Raw genomic sequence first — 18,569 nt, 5'->3', positions numbered from 1 at the left:
GTCGCGCCTGGTAGGACGGATCCGAGCACAGATCGGAACTTCCCCGGGGGTGGGCGCATGGAGACGACCCTGTCGGACCGTGAGGACGAGGCGCGGCGTGCCTACGACGCGGTCGCCGAGACGTACGCGGCGACGGTGCCCGCGCTGTTCGCGCAGGACGTGCGGGGGCGCGCGATGATCGCGGCGTTCGCCGAGCTGGTGGCGGCGGCGGGCGCCGGACCGGTCGCCGACCTCGGCTGCGGTCCCGGGCATGTCGCGGCGCACCTGCGCGACCTCGGCGTGCCGGTGTTCGGCGTCGACGTCTCGCCCGGCACGGTGGCGGCCGCCCGCCGGGCCCACCCGGAGATCCGGTTCGAGGTCGGCACGCTCGGGTCCCTCGACGCGGCCGACGGCGCGCTCGGCGGGGTCCTGTCCTGGTGGTCGCTGCTGCACACGCCTCCGGCCGAGCGGCCCGCCGTCTTCGCCGAGTGGCGCCGCGCCCTCGCCCCGGGCGGCTACGCGCTGCTCGGCTTCCACGTCGGTGACGGCCAGTCGCAGGTCACGGGCGCCTACGGGCAGGCCGGGGTCGACTACACCATCGACCTGATACAGCCCGAGGAGGTCGCGGCCGAGCTGGCAGCGGCGGGCTTCGAGCGCGAGGCGCTGATGCGGCTGCCCGGCGTCCGCCGGGAGCAGGCCTGCCTGCTGGTCCGAAAGCGCCGGGAGGCGGTGCCGGTTACCAGCGGGTAGCGCTACAGTGCTGCCCATGGTGTCTGATCGAGCGTCGGAACGTGCCTACGACCTGGTCCTCTTCGGAGCCACCGGCTTCACCGGAGGCCTGACGGCCGAGTATCTCGCCGGGCACGCCCCGGAGGGCTGCCGCTGGGCGGTCGCGGGCCGCAACCGGGCCAAGCTCGAGGCGCTGCGGGACCGGCTCGGCCTGCCCGAGCTGCCCGTGCTCGTCGCCGACAGTGCGGACGCCGACGCCCTCGCCGAGGTGGCCCGTTCCGCGCGCGTCGTCGTCACGACGGTCGGGCCCTACCAGCGCCACGGCGAGCCCCTCGTCCGAGCCTGCGCCGAGGCGGGCACCGACTACGTCGACCTCACCGGCGAGCCGGAGTTCGTCGACACCATGTACACCCGCTACCACGCCCGCGCGGTGGCGAGCGGTGCGCGGATGCTGCACGCCTGCGGCTTCGACTCCGTCCCGCACGACCTCGGCGTCCTGTTCACCGTCGACGAGCTGGCCCGTGCCGCCGGCCGCGAGGAGCTCGACGGCCCGGTCGCCGTCGAGGGCTACGTCCGCGTCTCCGGCACCTTCTCCGGCGGCACCTTCGCCTCCACGCTGACGGCCTTCTCCCGCCCGGTCCAGATGGGCCAGGCGGCCAAGGCGCGCCGCGCGGTCGAGGAGCGCACCGTCGGCCGCAGGCAGCGCGGCGCGGCGGTCGGTCCGCGCTGGTCGAAGGACGCCCACGCGTGGGCGGTGCCCATGCCGGCCATCGACCAGCAGATCGTGCTGCGCAGCGCGGCCGCGCTGCCGGTTTACGGGCCGGACTTCCGCTACGGCCACTACGCCGCGGTCAAGCGCCTGCCGATCGCGCTCGCCGGCATCGCGGGCGTGGTCGGCGTCGCCCTCGGCGCGCAGATCCCGCCGCTGCGCCGCAAGCTCGAGCAGCTCCGCCCCTCCGGCGCGGGCCCGGACGCGGCGCAGCGCGCCCGCAGCTGGTTCACCGTCAGGTTCTCCGGCGCGGCCGACGGCCGGCACATCTGGACCGAGGTGTCCGGCGGCGACCCGGGCTACGGCGAGACGGCCAAGATGCTGGCCGAGACCGCGCTCTGCCTGGCCTACGACGACCTTCCCAAGACGGCCGGTCAGCAGACCACGGCGTCCGCCTGCGGCGCCGCCCTCATCGGTCGCCTGCGTGCGGCCGGCATCGCCTTCCGTGTCCTCGAGAGTCGGCCTACCGCGGCTCCCGGCCGCTTCCGCGGCTGACGCCGCGCGCCTTCATCCGAGGCGCCGTCCTCGGCTCCCGGCGGGGCGGCGCCTCCGGGTTCAGGCGGGAGGCACGGCCCCCACGCGTCGCACGGCGGGCCTCAGCGAGGGGGAAGCCGGACGGCGGTCCGAGGCGTCACGAGGCCGGGCCTCACGGGGTCGTGGCCGGTCCGCCCGCTCAGCCGATCTCGATCACGGGGTGGGCGGCGGGGTCGAGCCACCGCAGGAAGCGGCTCATCATGTCGGCCGGTACGGCCACGCACCCCGCCGTCGGGCCGGCCGAGGTGCTGAGGTCGTGCAGGAAGATGCCCGCGCCCCGCCCCGGGACGGCCGGATGCATATTGAAGTCGATCACCAGCGCGTTGTCGTACTGGACCGGGTAGTCGACCAGGTGCTCGCTGCCCCGGTCGCCCGCCTCCGTCAGCGGGAAGCCGCCCTGCCCGGACGTGCGCATCGAGTTGTAGTAGGGCGACTGCGGGTCCTCCACCCACCAGTCGTCCGGCGTCACCCGGTGGTACGGCATCCTGGTCCCCTGGGGAGCCGGGCCGTTGCCGAAGCCCTGGGTGATCGTGTAGACGCCGGTGGGCGTGGTCAGCGTGCCCTGCTTGCGTGTCGCCCCGTCCGTCAGCCCGTGCGCGCCGATCCGCGCCGCCGAGGTGGCGAAGACCTGCCGCCACCCGACCGGGCTCAGCTGCCACGCCGTCACCGTGGCGTAGGTGCCCTGCGCGTGCACGGTGATCACCTGCCGGGCGCTCCCGGTTCCCGTCGGCGCGGAGACATGCGGCGGCTTTCCGCGCCCGCCCGCCGCCGCGGCGGCCGGCAGGGCGGGCGTCGCCGCCAGGAGCGCGGCCGCGCCGAGCAGGGCGACGGCGCCCGCGAGGACGGAGCGCCTTCCGGGACGGCGTTGGGACGCGTGCGACATGGCGGTTGCCTCCTGAGGTGGCGTCACAGTTCGAATCCCGCAATGCCTATGGTGTTGATCACTGTCCCCGCGCACGCGCGACACGACGGTTGGTCCCCCGGAAGCGGTAGCGTTGTGGATCAACGGGAGGAGCTGCATGACGCAGGGGTTCAACGCGGAGGAACAGCGCGCGACGGGCCGGATCGCCCTGGTGACGGGCGCGGGTTCGGGCATCGGCCGCGTCACGGCGCGGGCGCTCGGGCGCGCCGGCTGGACGGTGGTGCTGACCGGGCGTCGCGAGGACGCGCTCAGAGAGACCGCCGCCGAGATCGCCCAGGCATGGGCGCTGCCCGCGGACGTCACCGACGAGGCTGCCGTCGCCGCGCTCTTCGACCGGATCGCCGACCGCTACGGCCGGTTGGACCTGCTCTTCAACAACGCCGGCGCCTTCGGCACCTCCGCCCCCGCGGCCGAGCTGCCCGCCGACCGCTGGCGTGCGGTCGTCGACGTCAACCTGACCGGTGCGTTCCTCGTCGCCCAGCGCGCCTTCGTCCTGATGCGGGAGCAGAACCCCGCCGGCGGCCGCATCATCAACAACGGCTCCATCTCGGCCCAGGTCCCGCGGCCCAACAGCGTCGCCTACACGGCGACCAAGCACGCGATGACCGGCCTCACCAAGTCCCTCGCCCTGGAGGGCCGAGCCCACCGCATCGCCGTCGGCCAGATCGACATCGGCAACGCCGCGACCGAGATGACCGAACGCATGACCCAGGGCATCCTCCAAGCCGACGGCCGTATCGTCGTCGAGCCGGTCATGGACGCGGCCCACGTCGCGTCGACGGTGGTGCACCTGGCGTCGCTCCCGCTGGACGTGAACGTCCCGTTCATGACGATCATGGCCACGGGCATGCCGTTCCTCGGCCGGGGCTGACCCCACGACGTCCTGGGCAGGCCCCAGGCATGCCCACGACGTCGTGACGGCGGGTCAGCGCGTCAGCCCAGAAGGGCGATCAGCTCCGCCGTCGTCCCCGTCTCGCCGAGCTTCGGGAAGACGCGGGCGAGGCTGTGGTCGTGCGAAACCGGGTCCATGTCGGTGACCGCGTCGGACGCGATGGTCACGTGGTAGCCGTGCTCGTGGGCCGCGCGGGCCGTGGACTCGACGCCCATGCTGGTCGCGACACCCGTGATGACCACCTGGGTGACGCCGCGCTCGCGCAGGGCCGCGTCGAGGCCGGTGCCGTGGAACGCGCCCCAGGTCTGCTTGGTGACGGTGACGTCGCCGTCCTCGACCGGCAGGACGAGCTCGGCCCAGTCGGCGGGAAGCTCGCGCGGCGGCCGCGAGAAGGAGGTGCGGCCCGGGGCACCGCCCGTGACGTTGACGTGGACGACGAGCAGGCCGCGCTCGCGGAACGCGGTGGCGAGCTTCTCGGAGTTGGCGAGCACCTCGTCCACGCCGTGGTCGGCCGCGAAGGCCGTGATGCCCTTCTGCAGGTCGATCATGATCAGCGCGGTGGTCGGGTCGAGCGTGGTGGCGGTCATCAGGAGCCTTTCGGGCGTTCGGAATCCGGGTTGTCGGGAAGCGTTCAGCGGCCGGCGCGCAGGGCGCGGTCCGCGACGGTGAACAGCAGCAGCGCGCCGCACAGCGCGACCATCACGGCGGCGATGGCGTGCAGTCCGCCGTCCGTGGCGCGGGAGCCGTAGAGCAGGGCCAGCACGGAGGAGGACAGGATCGCGCCGAGGTAGACGGAGGTGCGCTGGAGACCGGCCGCCGATCCGGTGCCGTCGGCCGGCGCCTGGGCGTAGACGGCGGCCTGGTTGCAGCTGGAGGCCAGGCCCTGACCGACTCCGAAGACGGTGCTGGCGAACACCAGCACGGCGATCGGCGTGCGACCGTCCAGGAGCAGCAGCATCGCCGATCCGGCGCCGAGCAGCAGCGTGAGCGCGACCAGCGGCACGCGCAGCGTCTTCGTCCGCGCGCCGAGCAGCGAGAAGACCGCGGCGGTGACCGACATCGGCAGCGCGATCAGGCCCGCGTGGAAGGAACTGAGCCCGTGCGACTCCTGGAGCCACTGCGAGAAGCCGTAGAGCATGCAGTAGAGCACCAGGTAGGTCAGGCCGCTGCGGATGAACGTCCTGGTCAGGCCGGGGCTGCGGCCCAGCAGGCGCAGGTCGAGGAAGGGCTGCCCGGCCCGCAGCTCCCAGACCACCAGCGCGGCGCCGAGCAGCACCGAGAGGGCCAGCAGCAGCCAGTCCGGGTGGGACAGGTCCATCAGGAAGAGCATCATCGTGGCGATGGTCGCCGCGAAGAGCAGCAGGCCCGGCGGATCCAGGCTGATCCGCGCCCGCTCGGCCGGCCGCGGCGGGTCGGCGGGAGCCCAGCGCAGCGCCAGCAGCAGGCCGATGACGGCGGCCGGGATGTTGACGGCGAACACCGCCCGCCAGCCGAGGGTCGCCGCCAGGGCGCCTCCGAGGACGGGTCCGACCGCGGCGCTGGCGAGCGAGGCCAGCGAGAGTCGGCCGAGGACGGTGCGCGGGGCCTCGACGCCCGTGCGCCGGGACTCGGCGCGGAGCATGGCCATCGCGGACGGGTAGGCGGCGGAGGTGCCGATGCCGAGCAGCACGCGGGAGGCGATCAGCCAGCCGAAGGCCGGGGCGAGGGCGCCGACCAGTCCGGCCGCGAACACCACCACGAGCCCGCTGAGGAAGACCTTGCGCGGTCCGATGAGGTCCGCGAGCCGTCCCATGGTCGGCTGTCCGACGGAACTGGCCAGGTAGAGGCTGGCCACCAGCCAGGCCGTCTGGGCGACGCCGACGCCGAAGGCGTGACCCACGGCGACGAGAGCGGTGGCGATCATCGTCGAGTTGATCGGGTTCAGGGCCACGCCGAGCAGCAGCGGCGCCATCATCGTGCCGCTGAACGGCTTGCGTATGCCCTGCGTCGCGACGGGAACGGAGTGCGAAGCGCGGGCTTCGGCCTCGGTGCTCACGCCTCGGCCCCCGTCGCGGGCCGCGTCTCGGCCGCCGGTTCGGCCCCCGATCCGGCCGCTCTTTCGGCCGCTGCCTCGCTCCCCGTCGCGCCGGCGAGTGTGCGCAGCACGGGCAGGGCGGCGGCCAGGGCCGCGCGCTGACCGGCGTCGAGGTCGCCCGCGATGGCGGAGGTGAGCCAGTCGTGCTTGGCCGTGATGATTCCGGCGATGGTCGCCCGGCCCTCCTCGGACAACTCGACCAGGACCTGGCGGCCGTCCGTGGGGTGGGGCGTGCGGGCGATCAGGCCGCGCTCCTCGAGTGCGCCGAGCGTCATCCGCATCGACTGCGGCCGCACGAACTCCGCCCGCGCCAGGTCGGCCGTGGTGGCCGGTCCCTCGCGGAGCAGTCGTGCGGCGACGGACCGCTGCGAGGCGGTCAGCTCCGTCGCCGCGGTCGCGGCGCGAGCCCTGCGGGAGATCAGGCCGAGCACGGTGTGCAGTTCCACCGCCAGCTCGGCGGCGTCGGCTGTTCCTGTCGGTCGCATACCGCAACCGTATGACTTCGACAGGGTATATTGCAAGTTTGCCTGTTGAGTTTCTCTGTCGATGTGCCGCCGGAGCGGGCGCGGCCCGTCGCCCCGGGCGGAGCGTCGGGCTGTGGCAAGCTCGGACCATGAGTGATCGTTTGCGCCGGTTCGCCCGAACCTGGACCGTCTTCGTCCCGGCGCTCGCGTTGCTCCTGCTGCTCGCCACCTGGGGGCGGTCCCTTCCCGGTGTGCTGGTCGCGGTCGTCGCGGTCTTCCTCGCCTGCGCGGTCCTCGCCGCCGTCCACCACGCGGAGGTGATCGCCCACAAGGTCGGCGAGCCCTTCGGCTCCCTCGTCCTCGCCGTCGCCGTCACCGCGATCGAGGTGGCGCTGATCGTCACACTGATGGCGGGCGGACCGGTCAAGAACGCCACCCTCGCCCGGGACACCGTCTTCGCCGCGGTCATGATCACCTGCAACGGCATCGTCGGCGTCTCCCTGCTGGTCACCTCGCTGCGCCACCGCGTCGCGATCTACAACAGCGAGGGCACCGGCGCCGCCCTGGCGACGGTCGCGACCCTGGCCACCCTGAGCCTGGTCCTGCCGCGCTTCACCACCAGCACGCCCGGCCCGCGGTTCAACTCCACCCAGCTGACCTTCGCGGCGCTCGCCTCCGTCGCCCTCTACGGCCTGTTCGTGCTGACCCAGACCGTCCGGCACCGCGACTACTTCCTGCCGATGACGCGCGGAGGCGTGGTCATCGAGTCCGAGGAGCACGCCGACCCGCCGACCAGACGCGACGCGTTCACCAGCCTCGGCCTGCTGGCCGTCGCCCTGGTCGCCGTCGTCGGACTGGCGAAGGTCGAGTCCCCGACGATCGAGAAGGGCGTCGCCGCGGCGGGCCTGCCCGCCTCCGTCGTCGGCGTGGTCATCGCGCTGCTGGTGCTCCTGCCGGAGACCATCGCCGCGGTGCGCGCCGCGCGCCGCGACCGCGTCCAGACCAGCCTCAACCTGGCGCTCGGCTCCGCGATGGCCAGCATCGGCCTCACCGTCCCCGCGGTCGCCGTCGCGTCCCTGTGGCTGAGCGGCCCCCTCGTGCTCGGCCTCGACCCGACCCACATGGTCCTGCTGGCCCTCACGATGATCGTCGGCACGCTCACCGTCGTCCCCGGCCGCGCGACGCCGCTGCAAGGCGGCGTCCACCTGTCGATCCTGGCGGCGTACCTGGTGCTGGCCGCCAATCCGTGACGCGTCTCACGCGCCGGGTCGCTGGCTCGTCCTTTCGAGCCTCATCAAATCGTTTGCCCTCAAAGGGCTCCGGAGCGAACACTGAAGGCGCGGCGGTCGCCGGGCGCACTCGGGGGAGTGTCCGGAGCCGCCGGCACACGGCACGGCGCAGGCACAGAGGCGCAGGCACCAGAAGAGCCCCGGTCCGCTCGCGGCGGGCCGGGGCTCGTGCACGTGCGAGGGGGCTACCAGCCCGCGCCCGGGAAGGCCGTGCGGATCGTCGGCAGCGCCGCGTCCAGCACCGTGCCGAACCACACCGAGAACGGCTTCTCCGCGCGCAGCGCGGCCAGCTCCGCCGGGGTCACGAACGCCGTGTCGCCGACCTCCTCGGGGTTCGGGATGAACGCGGTCGCGGCGGCACCCACGAAGAGGTGGTTGTACTCCTTCTCCACCAGCCCGGACGCCTCGTCGGGAAGGTCGTACGTCACCGTCCCGGCCGCCTCCAGCCGGACCGGCGCCTCGCCGAGCTCCTCGGCCGTGCGGCGGGCGGCGGCGACGAACGGCGGCTCGTCGGGGTAGGGGTGCCCGCAGCAGGTGTTCGACCAGACCCCGGGGGAGTGGTACTTGCCGAGCGCCCGCTGCTGGAGCAGCATCCGCCCCTGCGCGTCGAAGAGGAACACGGAGAAGGCCCGGTGCAGCCGGCCGGGGGCCTGGTGCGCGGAAAGCTTCTCCGCCGTGCCGATCGTCCGGCCCTGCTCGTCGACAAGCTCGAGCAGGATCTCGTCCGTCGTCGTCACGGTGGTGGTGGTCATGGATCACCTTTCGCGTCGGTCGCGCGGTTCAGCGTCAGCAACAGCGCCCTCTCGGGCCAGGTACAGTCTGCCCCAAAAGGCCCCCGGATCTGCTGCGGCTTGTCCCGCGACGCCGAGGTCCGCAATGATGATCGGCACGATGGGGTGGGGGCGAACCCTTCGTGAACGTACGTGAAACCGCACTGGCAATCCCTGGAGAATCCACATGATCGGCCTTGTTCCGGCCGCAGGCGCGGGCAGCCGCCTCCGTCCCTACACCGACACCCTGCCCAAGGCGCTGGTGCCGGTGGACGACGAGCGGACCATCCTCGACATCACCCTGCGCAACTTCGCTGAGGTGGAGATGCGCGACGTGGCGATCATCGTGGGCTACTGCGCCGACGCGATCCGTGAGCGCAAGACCGCGCTGGAGCGGCGCCACGGCGTCACGCTGCACCTGGTGGACAACCCCAAGGCCGAGACCTGGAACAACTGCTACACCGTGTGGTGCGCGCGCGACCTCTTCAAGGAGGGCGTGATCCTCGCCAACAGCGACACCATCCACCCGGCCTCGGTCGAGCGGACCCTGCTGGAGGCCAACGCCAAGCTCGCCGCCGAAGGCCGGCAGCCCGGCATTCTGCTCGCCCTCGACACGGTCAAGAAGCTGGCCGACGAGGAGATGAAGGTCACGGTCGACCCCGAGCTGGGCGCCCGCCGCATCACCAAGCTGATGGACCCCGCCGACGCGACCGGCGAGTACATCGGCGTCACGCTGATCAACCCCTCCGCCGCCGACGACCTGGCCTCCGCGCTGCAGGCCACCTTCGAGCGCGACCCGCAGCTGTACTACGAGGACGGCTACCAGGAGATGATCGACCGCGGCCTGCGGATCGACGTCCAGTCCATCGGTCAGGTCGACTGGGTCGAGGTGGACAACCACGACGACCTCGCGCGCGGCCGGGAGATCGCGTGCCGGTACTGACCCGACTGGTCCCCTCGCCCCTGGTGGTCGACGTGCGCTGCGGCGCGCTCGACCACCTGGGCCAGGTGCTGGCCAACCCCGGCATCGCCTCCACCGGGCGGATCGCCGTCGCCGTCAGCAACGGCTCCGGCGCCGCGATGAGGGAACGCCTTGCGCCGCAGTTGCCGGGCGCGGCCTGGTTCACGGTCGCGGACGGCACCCTCGACGCGGCGGTCAAGCTGGCCGACCAGATCAAGGGCGGCCACTACGACGCGCTCGTCGGCCTCGGCGGCGGCAAGATCATCGACGTGGCGAAGTACGCCGCGGCCCGCGTCGGCCTGCCCGTCGTCGCCGTCGCCACCAACCTCGCCCACGACGGCCTGTGCTCGCCGGTCTCCACGCTCGACAACGACGCCGGCCGCGGCTCCTACGGCGTGCCCAGCCCGATCGCGATGATCGTCGACCTCGACGTCATCCGGCAGGCCCCCGCCCGCTACGTCGCCGCGGGCATCGGCGACGCCGTCTCCAACATCTCCTGCATCGCGGACTGGGAGCTGTCGCAGCGCGAGACCGGCGAGGTCGTGGACGGTCTCGCGGCCGCCATGTCCCGCACCGCCGGGGAGACGATCCTGCGCCACCCGGGCACGATCGCCGACAACGACTTCCTCGTCGCGCTCGCCGAGGCGCTGGTGCTCACCGGCATCTCCATGAACGTCGCGGGCAGCAGCCGCCCCGCCAGCGGCGCGTGCCACGAGATCAACCACGCGCTCGACATCCTCTACCCCGAGCGCAAGGCGCAGCACGGCGAGCAGTGCGGCCTCGGCGCCGCGTTCGCCACCTACCTGCGCGGCGACCTGCCGGTCGCGGGGCAGATGGTCGAGGCCCTGCGACGCCACGGACTGCCGGTGGCGGCCGACCAGATCGGCTTCTCCGACGAGGAGTTCGTCCAGGCCGTCCACTTCGCGCCGCAGACCCGTCCGGGCCGCTACACCATCCTGGAACACCTCGACCTCTCCCCCTCCGCCATCCGGGACGCGTACTCCTCCTATGTCAAAGACGTCTGCTCCTGAGCGGGGCACCGCCATGAAGACCGGCAAGCCGACCCTCGCCGAGTTCCGCGCCGTCGCGCACCCGGAGGGCCTGCTCGACCGCCGCTCCGGCGAGCACTGGGCCGGCCGCCTCTACATGCGGCGGATCTCCTCGCGGGTGACCCGGCACCTGGTCGACGCGCCGGTCACGCCCAACCAGCTGACCTGGCTGATGATGGCCGCCGGCGTGCTGGCCGGGGCCGCGCTGCTGGTGCCCGGCCTCTGGGGCGCCGTCCTCGGCGCCCTGCTGATCCAGGTCTACCTCGGCTTGGACTGCGTCGACGGGGAACTCGCCCGCTGGCGCAAGCAGACCTCCACCACCGGCGTCTACCTGGACCGCATCGGCCACTACCTCTCCGAGGCGGCCCTGCTGACCGGCTTCGGCCTGCGTGCCGCGGACTTGTTCCAGCAGCAGGGTGCGCGCGCCTGGCTCTGGGCCTTCCTCGGCACCCTGGCCGCGCTCGGCGCGATCCTGATCAAGGCGGAGACGGACCTCGTCGACGTCGCCAGGATCCGCCGCGGCCTGGCGGCCGTCGAGGACTCGGCGTCGGTCCCGCGCGCGGCGGGCGTCGCCAAGGCACGGAAGATCGCGTCGGCGCTCAAGTTCCACCGCCTGATCGGCGGCGTCGAGGCGTCGCTGGTCATCCTGGCGGCGGGCATCGCGGACGCGGTCCACGGCGACCTGTTCTTCACCCGCCTCGCGGTGGCGGTCCTCGCGGCGATCGCCCTGCTGCAGACCGCACTGCACCTGCTCAGCATCGTCCTCTCCAGCCGGCTCAAGTGAGTGACATGACAGAACCCAAGGACCTGAAGCTCGGCGCGGTCGTCATCACCCAGGGCACCCGCCCCGTGGAGCTGAAGGCGCTGCTCGACTCCGTGGCCGCCCAGCGCGGTCCCGTGGTCGAGGTCGCCGTCGTCGCCAACGGCGCGCCGCTGCCCGAACTCCCCGCGGGCGTGCGCGGTGTCGCGGTGCCGGAGAACCTCGGCATCCCCGGCGGCCGCAACGTCGGCATCGAGGCGTTCGGGCCGGACGGCCGCGAGGTCGACGTCGTGCTGTTCCTCGACGACGACGGCCTGCTGCCCCTGGAGGACACCGCCGAGAAGCTGCGGGAGGCGTTCGCCGCCGATCCGAAGCTCGGCATCGTCTCCTTCCGCATCGTCGACGAGGAGGGCCTGTCGCAGCGCCGCCACGTGCCGCGCCTGCGGGCCGCCGACCCGATGCGCTCCTCGCGCGTGACGACCTTCCTCGGCGGTGCGAGCGCGGTGCGCTCGCGGGTCTTCGCCACGGCCGGACAGCTCCCGGGCGAGTTCTTCTACGGCCACGAGGAGACCGATCTCGCCTGGCGCGCGCTGGACGCGGGCTGGGAGATCGAGTACCGCTCGGACGTGGTGCTCCGTCACCCGCGCACGCTGCCCTCGCGGCATGCGACGTACAACCACAACATCGCGCGCAACCGCGTCTGGCTCGCCCGACGCAACCTTCCCGCGGTCCTGGTCCCGGTCTACCTCGGCGTCTGGCTGCTGCTGACGCTGGCACGCCGCCCCTCCGGCGAGGCCCTTCGCGCCTGGCTCGGCGGCTTCGCCGCGGGCTGGCGCCAGCCCGCCGGTCCGCGTCGGCCGATCCGCTGGTCGACGGTGTGGCGCATGACGAAGCTGGGCCGCCCGCCGGTCATCTGAGCGGAGTGCGTCGCAGAGCTGCCGCCCCCGGGCTCCTCGAAAAGGAGTCCGGGGGTTCGTCGTCCCCCTGGCACAGTGGCGTCATGATCACGCTGACGACCGACCGGCTCCTGCTCCGTCCTCCGTCCGAGGAGGACATCGCGCCGTTGCTGGAGATGAACACCGACCCGGAGGTCATGCGGTACATCGGCGACGGTTCCCCCGGCCCGTCGGACCCGGAGTCCACGGCGGGGATCGTGGCGCGGGCACGGCAGGGGTGGGCCGACAACGGGTTCGGCATGCTGTCGGTGCTCACGCGGGACGGCGGGGAGTACGCCGGGTGGGTCACCCTGGCCGAGCCGAGGTTCCTGCCGCAGCTCCTCCCGGTCGTGGAGATCGGTTGGCGGTTCCGGCGCGCATTCTGGGGACGCGGATACGCCACGGAGGCCGCCGCGCCGCTGCTGGCGTTCGCCTTCGACGAGGCGGGGCTGGACCGGATCGTGAGCATCCGTCACCCGGACAACGACCGGTCCAGGCGGGTCATGGAGAAGCTCGGCCTGCGGTTCGCCGAGGAGGCCGTCGTCCCGGTACGCGGCACGCGGGTGCTCGTCGACGCGATCACGCGCGAGGAGTACGCCGCTCGCCGGGGCGGGTGAGCCTGCTTCAGGCCAGGACCGAGCCCCCGGCCACGTCCAGCACGACGCCGCTGATCCAGGCGGCCGAATCCGCCGCGAGGAAGAGCGCGGCTCGGGCGACGTCCTCCGGTGTGCCGAGGCGGCGGACCGGATGGGCCTCGACCATCGTGCGCTGTATCTCCTCCGGGATCTGGCGCTGGTTGCGCTCCGTCAGGATGGTCTCGGGGGCGATGCAGTTGACCCGGACGCCGTGCGGGCCGGCTTGGAGGGCGAGCTCCTTGGTGAGCAGCTCGACGCCGGCCTTGGCCGCCGCGTAGGCAGCGGGCGTGTGGGGCGTGGGACGCCGCGCCGCGGCGGAGGAGAGGGTGACGATGCTGCCGTGCCCGCGCTCCTTCATGCCCGGCAGGAAGCTCTTCACCGTCAGGAAGGTGCTGGTCAGGTTGGCGTCGACGGCGGCACGCCAGCCGTCCTCGCTGATCTCCTCGACTGGCCCGGGGCGCACCGGGTTGCCGCCGGCGTTCGCGATCAGGACGTCGACCGGGCCGAACTGGGCCTCCACCCGGCCCCGCAGGGCCTCGATCTGCTCGAAGCTGGTCAGATCGGCGGGCACGGCCAACACCTCCGCGCCCGTCGCGGCGATCTTCGCGCGGACGGACTCGAGCGCGTCGACGTCCCGCCCGTGGACGACGACCCGCGCGCCCTCGGCCGCGAAGAGCTCGGCGATGGCTGCGCCGATGCCGCGCGAGCTGCCGGTGACCAGCGCGACCCGGTTCTGAAGGGCGTTCATGGCTCCCTGCCTTTCTCCTGACGACGAGTGGGATCCGGGGGAGTGTCAGGCCGCAGGCGGCGCAGATGCAGGCGCAGGCGCAGGGGTCGGCGGCGTGCGGAGGCTCAGATGTATGCCCGCGAGCCGCCAGGCCGGCCCGCCGGTCAGGACGAGCGTGGCACGGAACGCGCCGTCCGTCGGCCTGCCCTGGTACGTCCCGGCCTGCTCCTGGGTGCCGATGACGAGCGCCGTGCCGGCGACCTCGCGCACCTCCAGATCCGGCGCGAAGGCGAACGCCGAGTAGTGCAGGCCGTCGGCGAAGCGCCGCAGCCACTGCTCGCGGTCGAGCACGAAGCCGAAGGGGCCGACTCCACGGAAGTCCTCGTGCAACAGGGCGTCCAGCGCGTCGGCGTCGCCCTCGCGCTCGGCTGCCGCCCAGGCGGTGAGCCAGTCGGTGACGGTGGCGGTCCCGGCGCCGGAGAGCGTGCTGCTCATGATCGGTCTCCCGTTCTCTCGAAGTTCCCTCACCCGAAAACGTAGACCTCGAAAGCTTCGATGTCAAAGGGTTAGGCGTCTACGGATCCTGGTACCCTCCCGGTATGCAGACGCCGCAGCCTCCGATGCGCCCGCCCACCGGCCTCCAGCTGGGCCAGGCCGCCCGCGTGGTGAGCCGGGCGTTCGACGACGCCCTGGAGCGGGCCGGCGGCTCGCTGCCGGTCTGGCTGATCCTGCTCAACCTGAAGATCCGGCGTCCGGGCACCCAGCGCGAGCTGGCCCAGGCGGTCGGTCTGCGCGAGGCCACGCTCACCCACCATCTGAACGCGCTCGACAAGCGCGGCCTGATCTCGCGTCAGCGCGACCCCGACAACCGCCGCATCCACGTGGTCACCCTCACCGAGGAGGGCGAGGCCGCCTTCCTGCGCATGCGCGAGGCGGCCATGGCGTTCGACGAACAGCTCAACGACGGCCTGACCGAGGTGGAGCGGGCTCTCCTCGCCGACCTGCTGAAACGCCTCGCGGCCAACGTCGGCCCCGAGTCGGAGGCCGGGCCCGACGGCGTGGGCGCGCCGCCCTGGGCCGGCTTGGCGGAGGAGACCGCGCCGGCGCAGCAGCAGCGCCGCGGCACCGCCTGAGCGACTTCTTCAACCCATCGGTTGACAAAGCCCGGAACCGGCGTAGCGTTGTTGTCAACCAATCGGTTGAGAAAGCGACCGGAGAAAGGATCACGGTGGCCGACGACCAACTCTCCCGGGCGTTCACCGCGCTCGCCGATCCGACCAGGCGGGACATAGTGGCCCGGCTGTCGCTCGGCGACGCCACGCCCGGCCAGTTGGCCGAGCCGTTCGCGATGTCGCTCCAGGCGGTCTCCAAGCACCTCAAGGTGCTGGAGGAGGCCGGGCTGATCAGCCGGACGCGCGACGCGCAGCGCCGCCCGTGCCATCTGGAGACGGCCGTGCTCGACGAGATGACCGCCTGGGTCGACCGCTACCGGCGCAACGCCGAGGAGCGGTTCCGCCGCCTGGACGCCGTGCTGGCGGCCATGGACGACGACGTACAGGAAAACCACGAGGACCAGCAGCACGAGCAGGACGAAGGAGTGGCATCACCATGACCACGCGACCGGTCCACGAGACCGCCATCGAGGCCGACCCGCAGCTGCCCACCATCCGCATCACCCGCGAGTTCGACGCGCCCGTCAGCAAGGTCTTCCGCGCCTGGATCGACCCGGAGCTGGTCGGCCGTTGGCTCGGACCGAAGGACCTCACCACCGAGTTCGACACCTGGGAGCTGCGCACCGGCGGCCACTACCGCTACCGCCAGCTGCGCGACGGCGAGGAGGTCGCCGCCTTCTACGGTTCCTTCCACGAGGTGCGCCCCGAGAGTCGCCTGGTGCAGACCTTCACGTACGAGGGCTACCCGGACGGCGTCGCCCTGGACACCGCGACCTTCGAGGACATCGGCGGCGGGCGCACCCGCGTCACCGTCCTGTCTCTCGTCGCCTCGCTCATGAACCGCGACATGATCCTGTCCAGCGGCATGGACCGCGGCGTGATCGAGGGCTACGAGCAACTGGACGACGTACTGTCCGGCCTCGACTGACGGGCGCTCGGGGCTGGGCTCGACGGGCAGGGTGTGGGGACCGGACCGGACCGGGCCGGGCGGGCGCGGGGCGCGGGGCAGCCCGGCCCAGGCGCTCCGGTTGTCGGCGGACCACCCCAGAACCCGCTTCGGCGCGAGCGTCGCGCCGTCCGCGGCCCGCCCTGCCGCCGCGGCCCGCGAGCGGCATACGCGAGCCGCACCGGAAATCCGGAGGAGGGAACGGGGCCGTTGCGCCAGCATGGCGTGCCGTGAACCCCGCGCTGCTCGGCCTCGCCGCGAATCCCTCCCTCCCAGCCGACCTGCTCGACCGGCTCGTCCCGATGGCGGACGAGGAGCTCGCGAGCCAGTTGGCGCGGCGTCCCGATCTGACGACCGGGCAGGTCCGCGCACTGGCGGCCCGCTTCGAGTCCGTCGCCGTCCAACTCGTCCACGACGCCGCGCTCAGGGCCGAGGACGTCGACCCGGATGTGCAGCCTCTCGCCGCGCTCGCCCTGCTCGAGGAGGGGGTGGGACTCCAGCGATGGGTGCGGCGCTTCGCCGACGATCCGGCGGCGGAGTATCGGGAGAAGCTGGCAGGCTGCCCCGGGCTCCCGCCGGAGGTGCTCCGCAGACTCGCGGACGACCCTGACGTCCGGGTCGTCTCCACCCTCGCCCGCCATGCTCCGGGCCTTCTCGCGGCCGAACTCGCGCGGCACCCGCATGCGGAGGTCAGGAGCTGGGTGGCTGCCAACGAGCAGACCCCGCCCAGGTCGCTGCGGGCCCTGCTCGCGGGCGAAGGGAGCGAAGGGACGGTCGGAGGGCTGCCGCCCGCGAGGGCCTGCCTGGTCTGCGATCAGGAACCCGTTCCCCCGGGCCGTGCGCCGGAGCGCCCGCGCGGTGAGCGCAGGCTGCTGCCCGGCGAGGCCTGCGACGGCGCCCACGAGTCGACCGTGCACGCCATGCGATGCCGGGCGCTGGGCAACCCGGCGACACCCGTGGACGCCGTCGCTGCCCTCGCCGTCCACCCGTCCGCGAAGCTGCGCGAACTCGTGGCCGCCCGGGAGGGCCTGCCGGCCGACGTCTACGCGCGGTTGGCCGAGGATCCGGTGCGGCGGGTCCGTGCGGTCCTGGCCGGAAACCCGTCGATCGACGCGGCAGCGATCGAGCGCCTCGCCGAGGACGAGGGCCCCGACGTCCAGCGGTCGCTCGCGCACCGCCCCGGGCTGTCCCTGGACGTCCTGACGCGTATCGCCCGCTCGATGAGGCTCGGCTTCGTGCCGCTCCCGTGCGTCGTCACAGCGACCGCGACCGAGGTCGCCGAGCTCGCCACGGCGACCCATCCGGCCCTGCGAAGGCTCGTGGCGGTACGCCACGACCTGCCCGAGCCGATCCGCGACGCGCTCGCCGCGGACCCGGACGCCGGGGTCCTCGCGGCGATCGCCCCGCATCCGGGCCTCTCGGAGGCCCGACTCCGGGCCATGGTCGACCGTCACGGACCGCGCGTGGCCGACCGCGTCGCCGCGAACCCGAACGCCACGCCCGCTCTGCTGGAGCAGTTGGTGCTTCGTCACGCCGCCGCCTACAGCGTGCTGCGTACGGTCGCCGAGCACCCGAACGCGACGGTCCCGGTCCTCCTCGCCTGTCTCTCGCAGCGGCGCGCCGGCCGCCACGCGGACCCCTCCGCCGCCGCGGGCCGCCCGGAGCTCCCACCGGGCGTCATCGCCGGGCTGGTCGACGACGACAGGTGGGGCGTCGCGTGTGCGGCCGGGGCGAACCCCTCGCTGCCGGTCGAGGTCATGCGCTCGCTGCTGACCCGGCACGCGTGATCTCCCTCGACGGGGAGGTGACGGCTCAGGTGATCGGCTGGTCGGGCGCCAGCGCCTCCGAGAGGTCCTTGACGATGTTGTTCCCCAGGTTCTGCGCGTTGAGGTCGGTGGCGGGCGAGTCGGTCACCGACACCGCGATCGACAGGTCCTTGGAGGGCAGGTAGGCCATCACCGCCGCGTAGCCGGAGAAGGACGGGTTCTGGATGACCCAGCCGTTCACCACCAGGACGGACACGCCGAAGTGGTTCGTTTCGGTCTGCGGCAGGCAGACGGTCGCCGGGCACCTCTTGGTCGGCGTGCCCAGTCCGATCGTGCCCGGGTCGAGCAGGGTCTGGTACCCGTGTTGGGAGAGGGTCTGTCCTGAGCCGATGCCGGCGGCCGAGCGGGCGAGGTCGCAGATGTCCTGGTTGATCACGGCGCCCGGGGCGGTCGTCCAGGAGGGGTTCCAGAACGTCGACTCCTCGTACGTTCCGCGCTCCGCCGTGAAGGCGTGCAGGACCGGCGTGGGGATGTCCGGCGTGTAGCTGTTCGAGGTCGCGCGCAGGCCCAGGGGGCGGAAGATGCGCTGCTCCAGCAGGTGGTCGAGACGCGTGTGCGTGATCCGCTCCAGTGCTTCGCCCAGCAGCAGGAAGTTCGCGTGCGAGTAGCTGAAGTTGGTGCCGGGCTTGTAGAGCAGCACCCTCGGGTTCGCGTAGTGGAGGAGCTCCGCGGGAGACCAGTGCTTGAACGGCGTCGCCTCCAGCTCGGCGAGGAAGCCCGGGTCGGTGACGTAGTCCCGGAAGCCGGTCGTGGTGGTGGCCAGCATCCGCAGCGTGATCTCCCGCGAATGCGGGATCTCGGGCATCCAGCGCGAGAGGCGGTCGTCCAGGCTGACCCGCTTCTCGTCGACGAGCTGCAGCAGGATCGTGCCCATGAAGGCGATGCCCACGGAGCCGGTGCGGAAGCGCATGTCGGGGCGGGCCGGGACGTCCGTCATCGACGGGCCGACCGCGCCGGTCCACACGTCGCGGCCGTGCTCGGTCACCCGGGCCACCACCGCGCGGAGCTTCAGCTCGCGCCGGTCCTTGACCACGATGTCGCGGACGGCCCGGCCCTGGCCGCGGGCCGGGCCCGGGGAGGCGACGCAGTCGGGCCCCCGGTGCCCGCGGGCCGCGTCGGCGGCACCGGCGGGCGCG

At 72.9% G+C, this 18,569-nt stretch carries 21 protein-coding genes; 13 read left to right on the top strand and 8 right to left on the bottom strand.

The annotated features are described in order from the left end of the window. Positions 1 to 57 precede the first annotated feature (57 nt). A complete protein-coding gene (locus TR50_RS08560; protein WP_042416929.1) occupies positions 58 to 729 on the top strand; it encodes a class I SAM-dependent methyltransferase in 672 nt (223 codons plus the stop codon). 16 nt (positions 730 to 745) lie between these two features. Then, complete coding sequence (locus tag TR50_RS08555; protein ID WP_042417133.1) at positions 746 to 1,972, top strand: saccharopine dehydrogenase family protein; 1,227 nt, start codon at positions 746 to 748, stop codon at positions 1,970 to 1,972. Between the two features lie 178 nt (positions 1,973 to 2,150). On the opposite strand, the gene TR50_RS08550 is transcribed toward TR50_RS08555, so the two are convergent. Beyond that, the gene (locus TR50_RS08550) at positions 2,151 to 2,894 is read right to left on the bottom strand and encodes a L,D-transpeptidase family protein (RefSeq protein ID WP_042416926.1); all 744 of its coding nucleotides are present in this window, start codon (positions 2,892 to 2,894) and stop codon (positions 2,151 to 2,153) included. A gap of 136 nt (positions 2,895 to 3,030) precedes the next feature. Between TR50_RS08550 and TR50_RS08545 the strand changes: the two genes are divergently transcribed. Beyond that, positions 3,031 to 3,804 carry an SDR family oxidoreductase gene (locus tag TR50_RS08545; protein ID WP_042416922.1) on the top strand — a complete coding sequence of 258 codons (774 nt, stop codon included), beginning with the start codon at positions 3,031 to 3,033 and terminating at the stop codon, positions 3,802 to 3,804. Positions 3,805 to 3,866: 62 nt separating this feature from the next. Here the strand turns inward: TR50_RS08545 and TR50_RS08540 are convergent, their stop codons facing one another. Genes TR50_RS08540 through TR50_RS08530 form a run of 3 tightly spaced genes read right to left on the bottom strand, consistent with a single transcriptional unit; the run spans position 3,867 to position 6,384 of the window. Further along, on the bottom strand, positions 3,867 to 4,412 hold the full coding sequence (locus tag TR50_RS08540) for an isochorismatase family protein (RefSeq protein ID WP_042416920.1): 546 nt from the start codon (positions 4,410 to 4,412) through the stop codon (positions 3,867 to 3,869). A 44-nt stretch (positions 4,413 to 4,456) separates the two neighbouring features. Continuing rightward, complete coding sequence (locus tag TR50_RS08535; RefSeq protein WP_236654335.1) at positions 4,457 to 5,860, bottom strand: MFS transporter; 1,404 nt, start codon at positions 5,858 to 5,860, stop codon at positions 4,457 to 4,459. Continuing rightward, positions 5,857 to 6,384 carry a MarR family transcriptional regulator gene (locus TR50_RS08530; RefSeq protein ID WP_084699935.1) on the bottom strand — a complete coding sequence of 176 codons (528 nt, stop codon included), beginning with the start codon at positions 6,382 to 6,384 and terminating at the stop codon, positions 5,857 to 5,859. The genes TR50_RS08535 and TR50_RS08530 overlap by 4 nt, the downstream gene beginning before the upstream one ends. Before the next feature lie 128 nt (positions 6,385 to 6,512). Here TR50_RS08530 and TR50_RS08525 point away from each other — a divergent pair, with 128 nt between their 5' ends. Then, the gene (locus TR50_RS08525) at positions 6,513 to 7,613 is read left to right on the top strand and encodes a calcium:cation antiporter (protein WP_042416916.1); all 1,101 of its coding nucleotides are present in this window, start codon (positions 6,513 to 6,515) and stop codon (positions 7,611 to 7,613) included. Positions 7,614 to 7,837: 224 nt separating this feature from the next. Here the strand turns inward: TR50_RS08525 and idi are convergent, their stop codons facing one another. Beyond that, positions 7,838 to 8,404 (bottom strand): isopentenyl-diphosphate Delta-isomerase, encoded by a 567-nt coding sequence (idi, locus tag TR50_RS08520; protein ID WP_042416913.1) that lies wholly within the window; start codon positions 8,402 to 8,404, stop codon positions 7,838 to 7,840. A gap of 205 nt (positions 8,405 to 8,609) precedes the next feature. On the opposite strand from idi, the gene TR50_RS08515 reads away from it, so the two are divergent. The 5 genes from TR50_RS08515 (at position 8,610) to TR50_RS08495 (ending at position 12,744) form a co-directional block, all read left to right on the top strand. Beyond that, positions 8,610 to 9,365 (top strand): phosphocholine cytidylyltransferase family protein, encoded by a 756-nt coding sequence (locus tag TR50_RS08515; protein ID WP_042416910.1) that lies wholly within the window; start codon positions 8,610 to 8,612, stop codon positions 9,363 to 9,365. Further along, complete coding sequence (locus TR50_RS08510; RefSeq protein WP_042416906.1) at positions 9,353 to 10,414, top strand: iron-containing alcohol dehydrogenase family protein; 1,062 nt, start codon at positions 9,353 to 9,355, stop codon at positions 10,412 to 10,414. The genes TR50_RS08515 and TR50_RS08510 overlap by 13 nt, the downstream gene beginning before the upstream one ends. Beyond that, positions 10,392 to 11,216 (top strand): CDP-alcohol phosphatidyltransferase family protein, encoded by an 825-nt coding sequence (locus TR50_RS08505; protein ID WP_084699933.1) that lies wholly within the window; start codon positions 10,392 to 10,394, stop codon positions 11,214 to 11,216. The genes TR50_RS08510 and TR50_RS08505 overlap by 23 nt, the downstream gene beginning before the upstream one ends. A gap of 5 nt (positions 11,217 to 11,221) precedes the next feature. Further along, positions 11,222 to 12,109 (top strand): glycosyltransferase family 2 protein, encoded by an 888-nt coding sequence (locus TR50_RS08500; protein WP_174514817.1) that lies wholly within the window; start codon positions 11,222 to 11,224, stop codon positions 12,107 to 12,109. 83 nt (positions 12,110 to 12,192) lie between these two features. Next, a complete protein-coding gene (locus TR50_RS08495; protein WP_042416902.1) occupies positions 12,193 to 12,744 on the top strand; it encodes a GNAT family N-acetyltransferase in 552 nt (183 codons plus the stop codon). Positions 12,745 to 12,751: 7 nt separating this feature from the next. Here TR50_RS08495 and TR50_RS08490 read toward each other — a convergent pair whose 3' ends face one another. Together TR50_RS08490 and TR50_RS08485 are read right to left on the bottom strand one after the other, a co-directional pair. Next, positions 12,752 to 13,510 (bottom strand): SDR family NAD(P)-dependent oxidoreductase, encoded by a 759-nt coding sequence (locus TR50_RS08490; protein ID WP_042416899.1) that lies wholly within the window; start codon positions 13,508 to 13,510, stop codon positions 12,752 to 12,754. A gap of 45 nt (positions 13,511 to 13,555) precedes the next feature. Beyond that, positions 13,556 to 13,984, bottom strand: a complete 429-nt coding sequence (locus TR50_RS08485; RefSeq protein WP_052440846.1) for a nuclear transport factor 2 family protein — start codon at positions 13,982 to 13,984, stop codon at positions 13,556 to 13,558. Between the two features lie 104 nt (positions 13,985 to 14,088). Here TR50_RS08485 and TR50_RS08480 point away from each other — a divergent pair, with 104 nt between their 5' ends. From TR50_RS08480 to TR50_RS08465, 4 genes are all read left to right on the top strand, one after another. Continuing rightward, positions 14,089 to 14,622 carry a MarR family winged helix-turn-helix transcriptional regulator gene (locus TR50_RS08480; RefSeq protein WP_063775032.1) on the top strand — a complete coding sequence of 178 codons (534 nt, stop codon included), beginning with the start codon at positions 14,089 to 14,091 and terminating at the stop codon, positions 14,620 to 14,622. 95 nt (positions 14,623 to 14,717) lie between these two features. Next, on the top strand, positions 14,718 to 15,101 hold the full coding sequence (locus TR50_RS08475; RefSeq protein WP_042416897.1) for an ArsR/SmtB family transcription factor: 384 nt from the start codon (positions 14,718 to 14,720) through the stop codon (positions 15,099 to 15,101). Next, positions 15,098 to 15,589, top strand: a complete 492-nt coding sequence (locus TR50_RS08470; protein ID WP_042416895.1) for an SRPBCC family protein — start codon at positions 15,098 to 15,100, stop codon at positions 15,587 to 15,589. The genes TR50_RS08475 and TR50_RS08470 overlap by 4 nt, the downstream gene beginning before the upstream one ends. Positions 15,590 to 15,837: 248 nt before the next feature. Further along, the gene (locus tag TR50_RS08465) at positions 15,838 to 17,394 is read left to right on the top strand and encodes a hypothetical protein (RefSeq protein WP_042416892.1); all 1,557 of its coding nucleotides are present in this window, start codon (positions 15,838 to 15,840) and stop codon (positions 17,392 to 17,394) included. 25 nt (positions 17,395 to 17,419) lie between these two features. On the opposite strand, the gene TR50_RS08460 is transcribed toward TR50_RS08465, so the two are convergent. Beyond that, positions 17,420 to 18,569 (bottom strand): serine hydrolase domain-containing protein (locus tag TR50_RS08460; RefSeq protein WP_042417115.1); only part of this gene is annotated, 1,150 nt, incomplete at its 5' end.

The sequence above is a fragment of the Streptacidiphilus anmyonensis genome (genome assembly GCF_000787855.1).
Taxonomy (GTDB): domain Bacteria; phylum Actinomycetota; class Actinomycetes; order Streptomycetales; family Streptomycetaceae; genus Streptacidiphilus; species Streptacidiphilus anmyonensis.
Note: the sequence above shows the minus strand (reverse complement) of the source record. Positions and strands in the feature narration are given on the sequence as shown.

What these genes read in the sequence shown, in the direction of transcription:
- TR50_RS08560 (WP_042416929.1), top strand. Translation starts at nt 58, where the DNA reads ATGGAGACGACCCTGTCGGACCGTGAGGACGAGGCGCGGCGTGCCTAC.
- TR50_RS08555 (WP_042417133.1), top strand. Translation starts at nt 746, where the DNA reads ATGGTGTCTGATCGAGCGTCGGAACGTGCCTACGACCTGGTCCTCTTC.
- TR50_RS08550 (WP_042416926.1), bottom strand. Translation starts at nt 2,894, where the DNA reads ATGTCGCACGCGTCCCAACGCCGTCCCGGAAGGCGCTCCGTCCTCGCG.
- TR50_RS08545 (WP_042416922.1), top strand. Translation starts at nt 3,031, where the DNA reads ATGACGCAGGGGTTCAACGCGGAGGAACAGCGCGCGACGGGCCGGATC.
- TR50_RS08540 (WP_042416920.1), bottom strand. Translation starts at nt 4,412, where the DNA reads ATGACCGCCACCACGCTCGACCCGACCACCGCGCTGATCATGATCGAC.
- TR50_RS08530 (WP_084699935.1), bottom strand. Translation starts at nt 6,384, where the DNA reads ATGCGACCGACAGGAACAGCCGACGCCGCCGAGCTGGCGGTGGAACTG.
- TR50_RS08525 (WP_042416916.1), top strand. Translation starts at nt 6,513, where the DNA reads ATGAGTGATCGTTTGCGCCGGTTCGCCCGAACCTGGACCGTCTTCGTC.
- idi (WP_042416913.1), bottom strand. Translation starts at nt 8,404, where the DNA reads ATGACCACCACCACCGTGACGACGACGGACGAGATCCTGCTCGAGCTT.
- TR50_RS08515 (WP_042416910.1), top strand. Translation starts at nt 8,610, where the DNA reads ATGATCGGCCTTGTTCCGGCCGCAGGCGCGGGCAGCCGCCTCCGTCCC.
- TR50_RS08505 (WP_084699933.1), top strand. Translation starts at nt 10,392, where the DNA reads ATGTCAAAGACGTCTGCTCCTGAGCGGGGCACCGCCATGAAGACCGGC.
- TR50_RS08500 (WP_174514817.1), top strand. Translation starts at nt 11,222, where the DNA reads ATGACAGAACCCAAGGACCTGAAGCTCGGCGCGGTCGTCATCACCCAG.
- TR50_RS08495 (WP_042416902.1), top strand. Translation starts at nt 12,193, where the DNA reads ATGATCACGCTGACGACCGACCGGCTCCTGCTCCGTCCTCCGTCCGAG.
- TR50_RS08490 (WP_042416899.1), bottom strand. Translation starts at nt 13,510, where the DNA reads ATGAACGCCCTTCAGAACCGGGTCGCGCTGGTCACCGGCAGCTCGCGC.
- TR50_RS08485 (WP_052440846.1), bottom strand. Translation starts at nt 13,984, where the DNA reads ATGAGCAGCACGCTCTCCGGCGCCGGGACCGCCACCGTCACCGACTGG.
- TR50_RS08480 (WP_063775032.1), top strand. Translation starts at nt 14,089, where the DNA reads ATGCAGACGCCGCAGCCTCCGATGCGCCCGCCCACCGGCCTCCAGCTG.
- TR50_RS08470 (WP_042416895.1), top strand. Translation starts at nt 15,098, where the DNA reads ATGACCACGCGACCGGTCCACGAGACCGCCATCGAGGCCGACCCGCAG.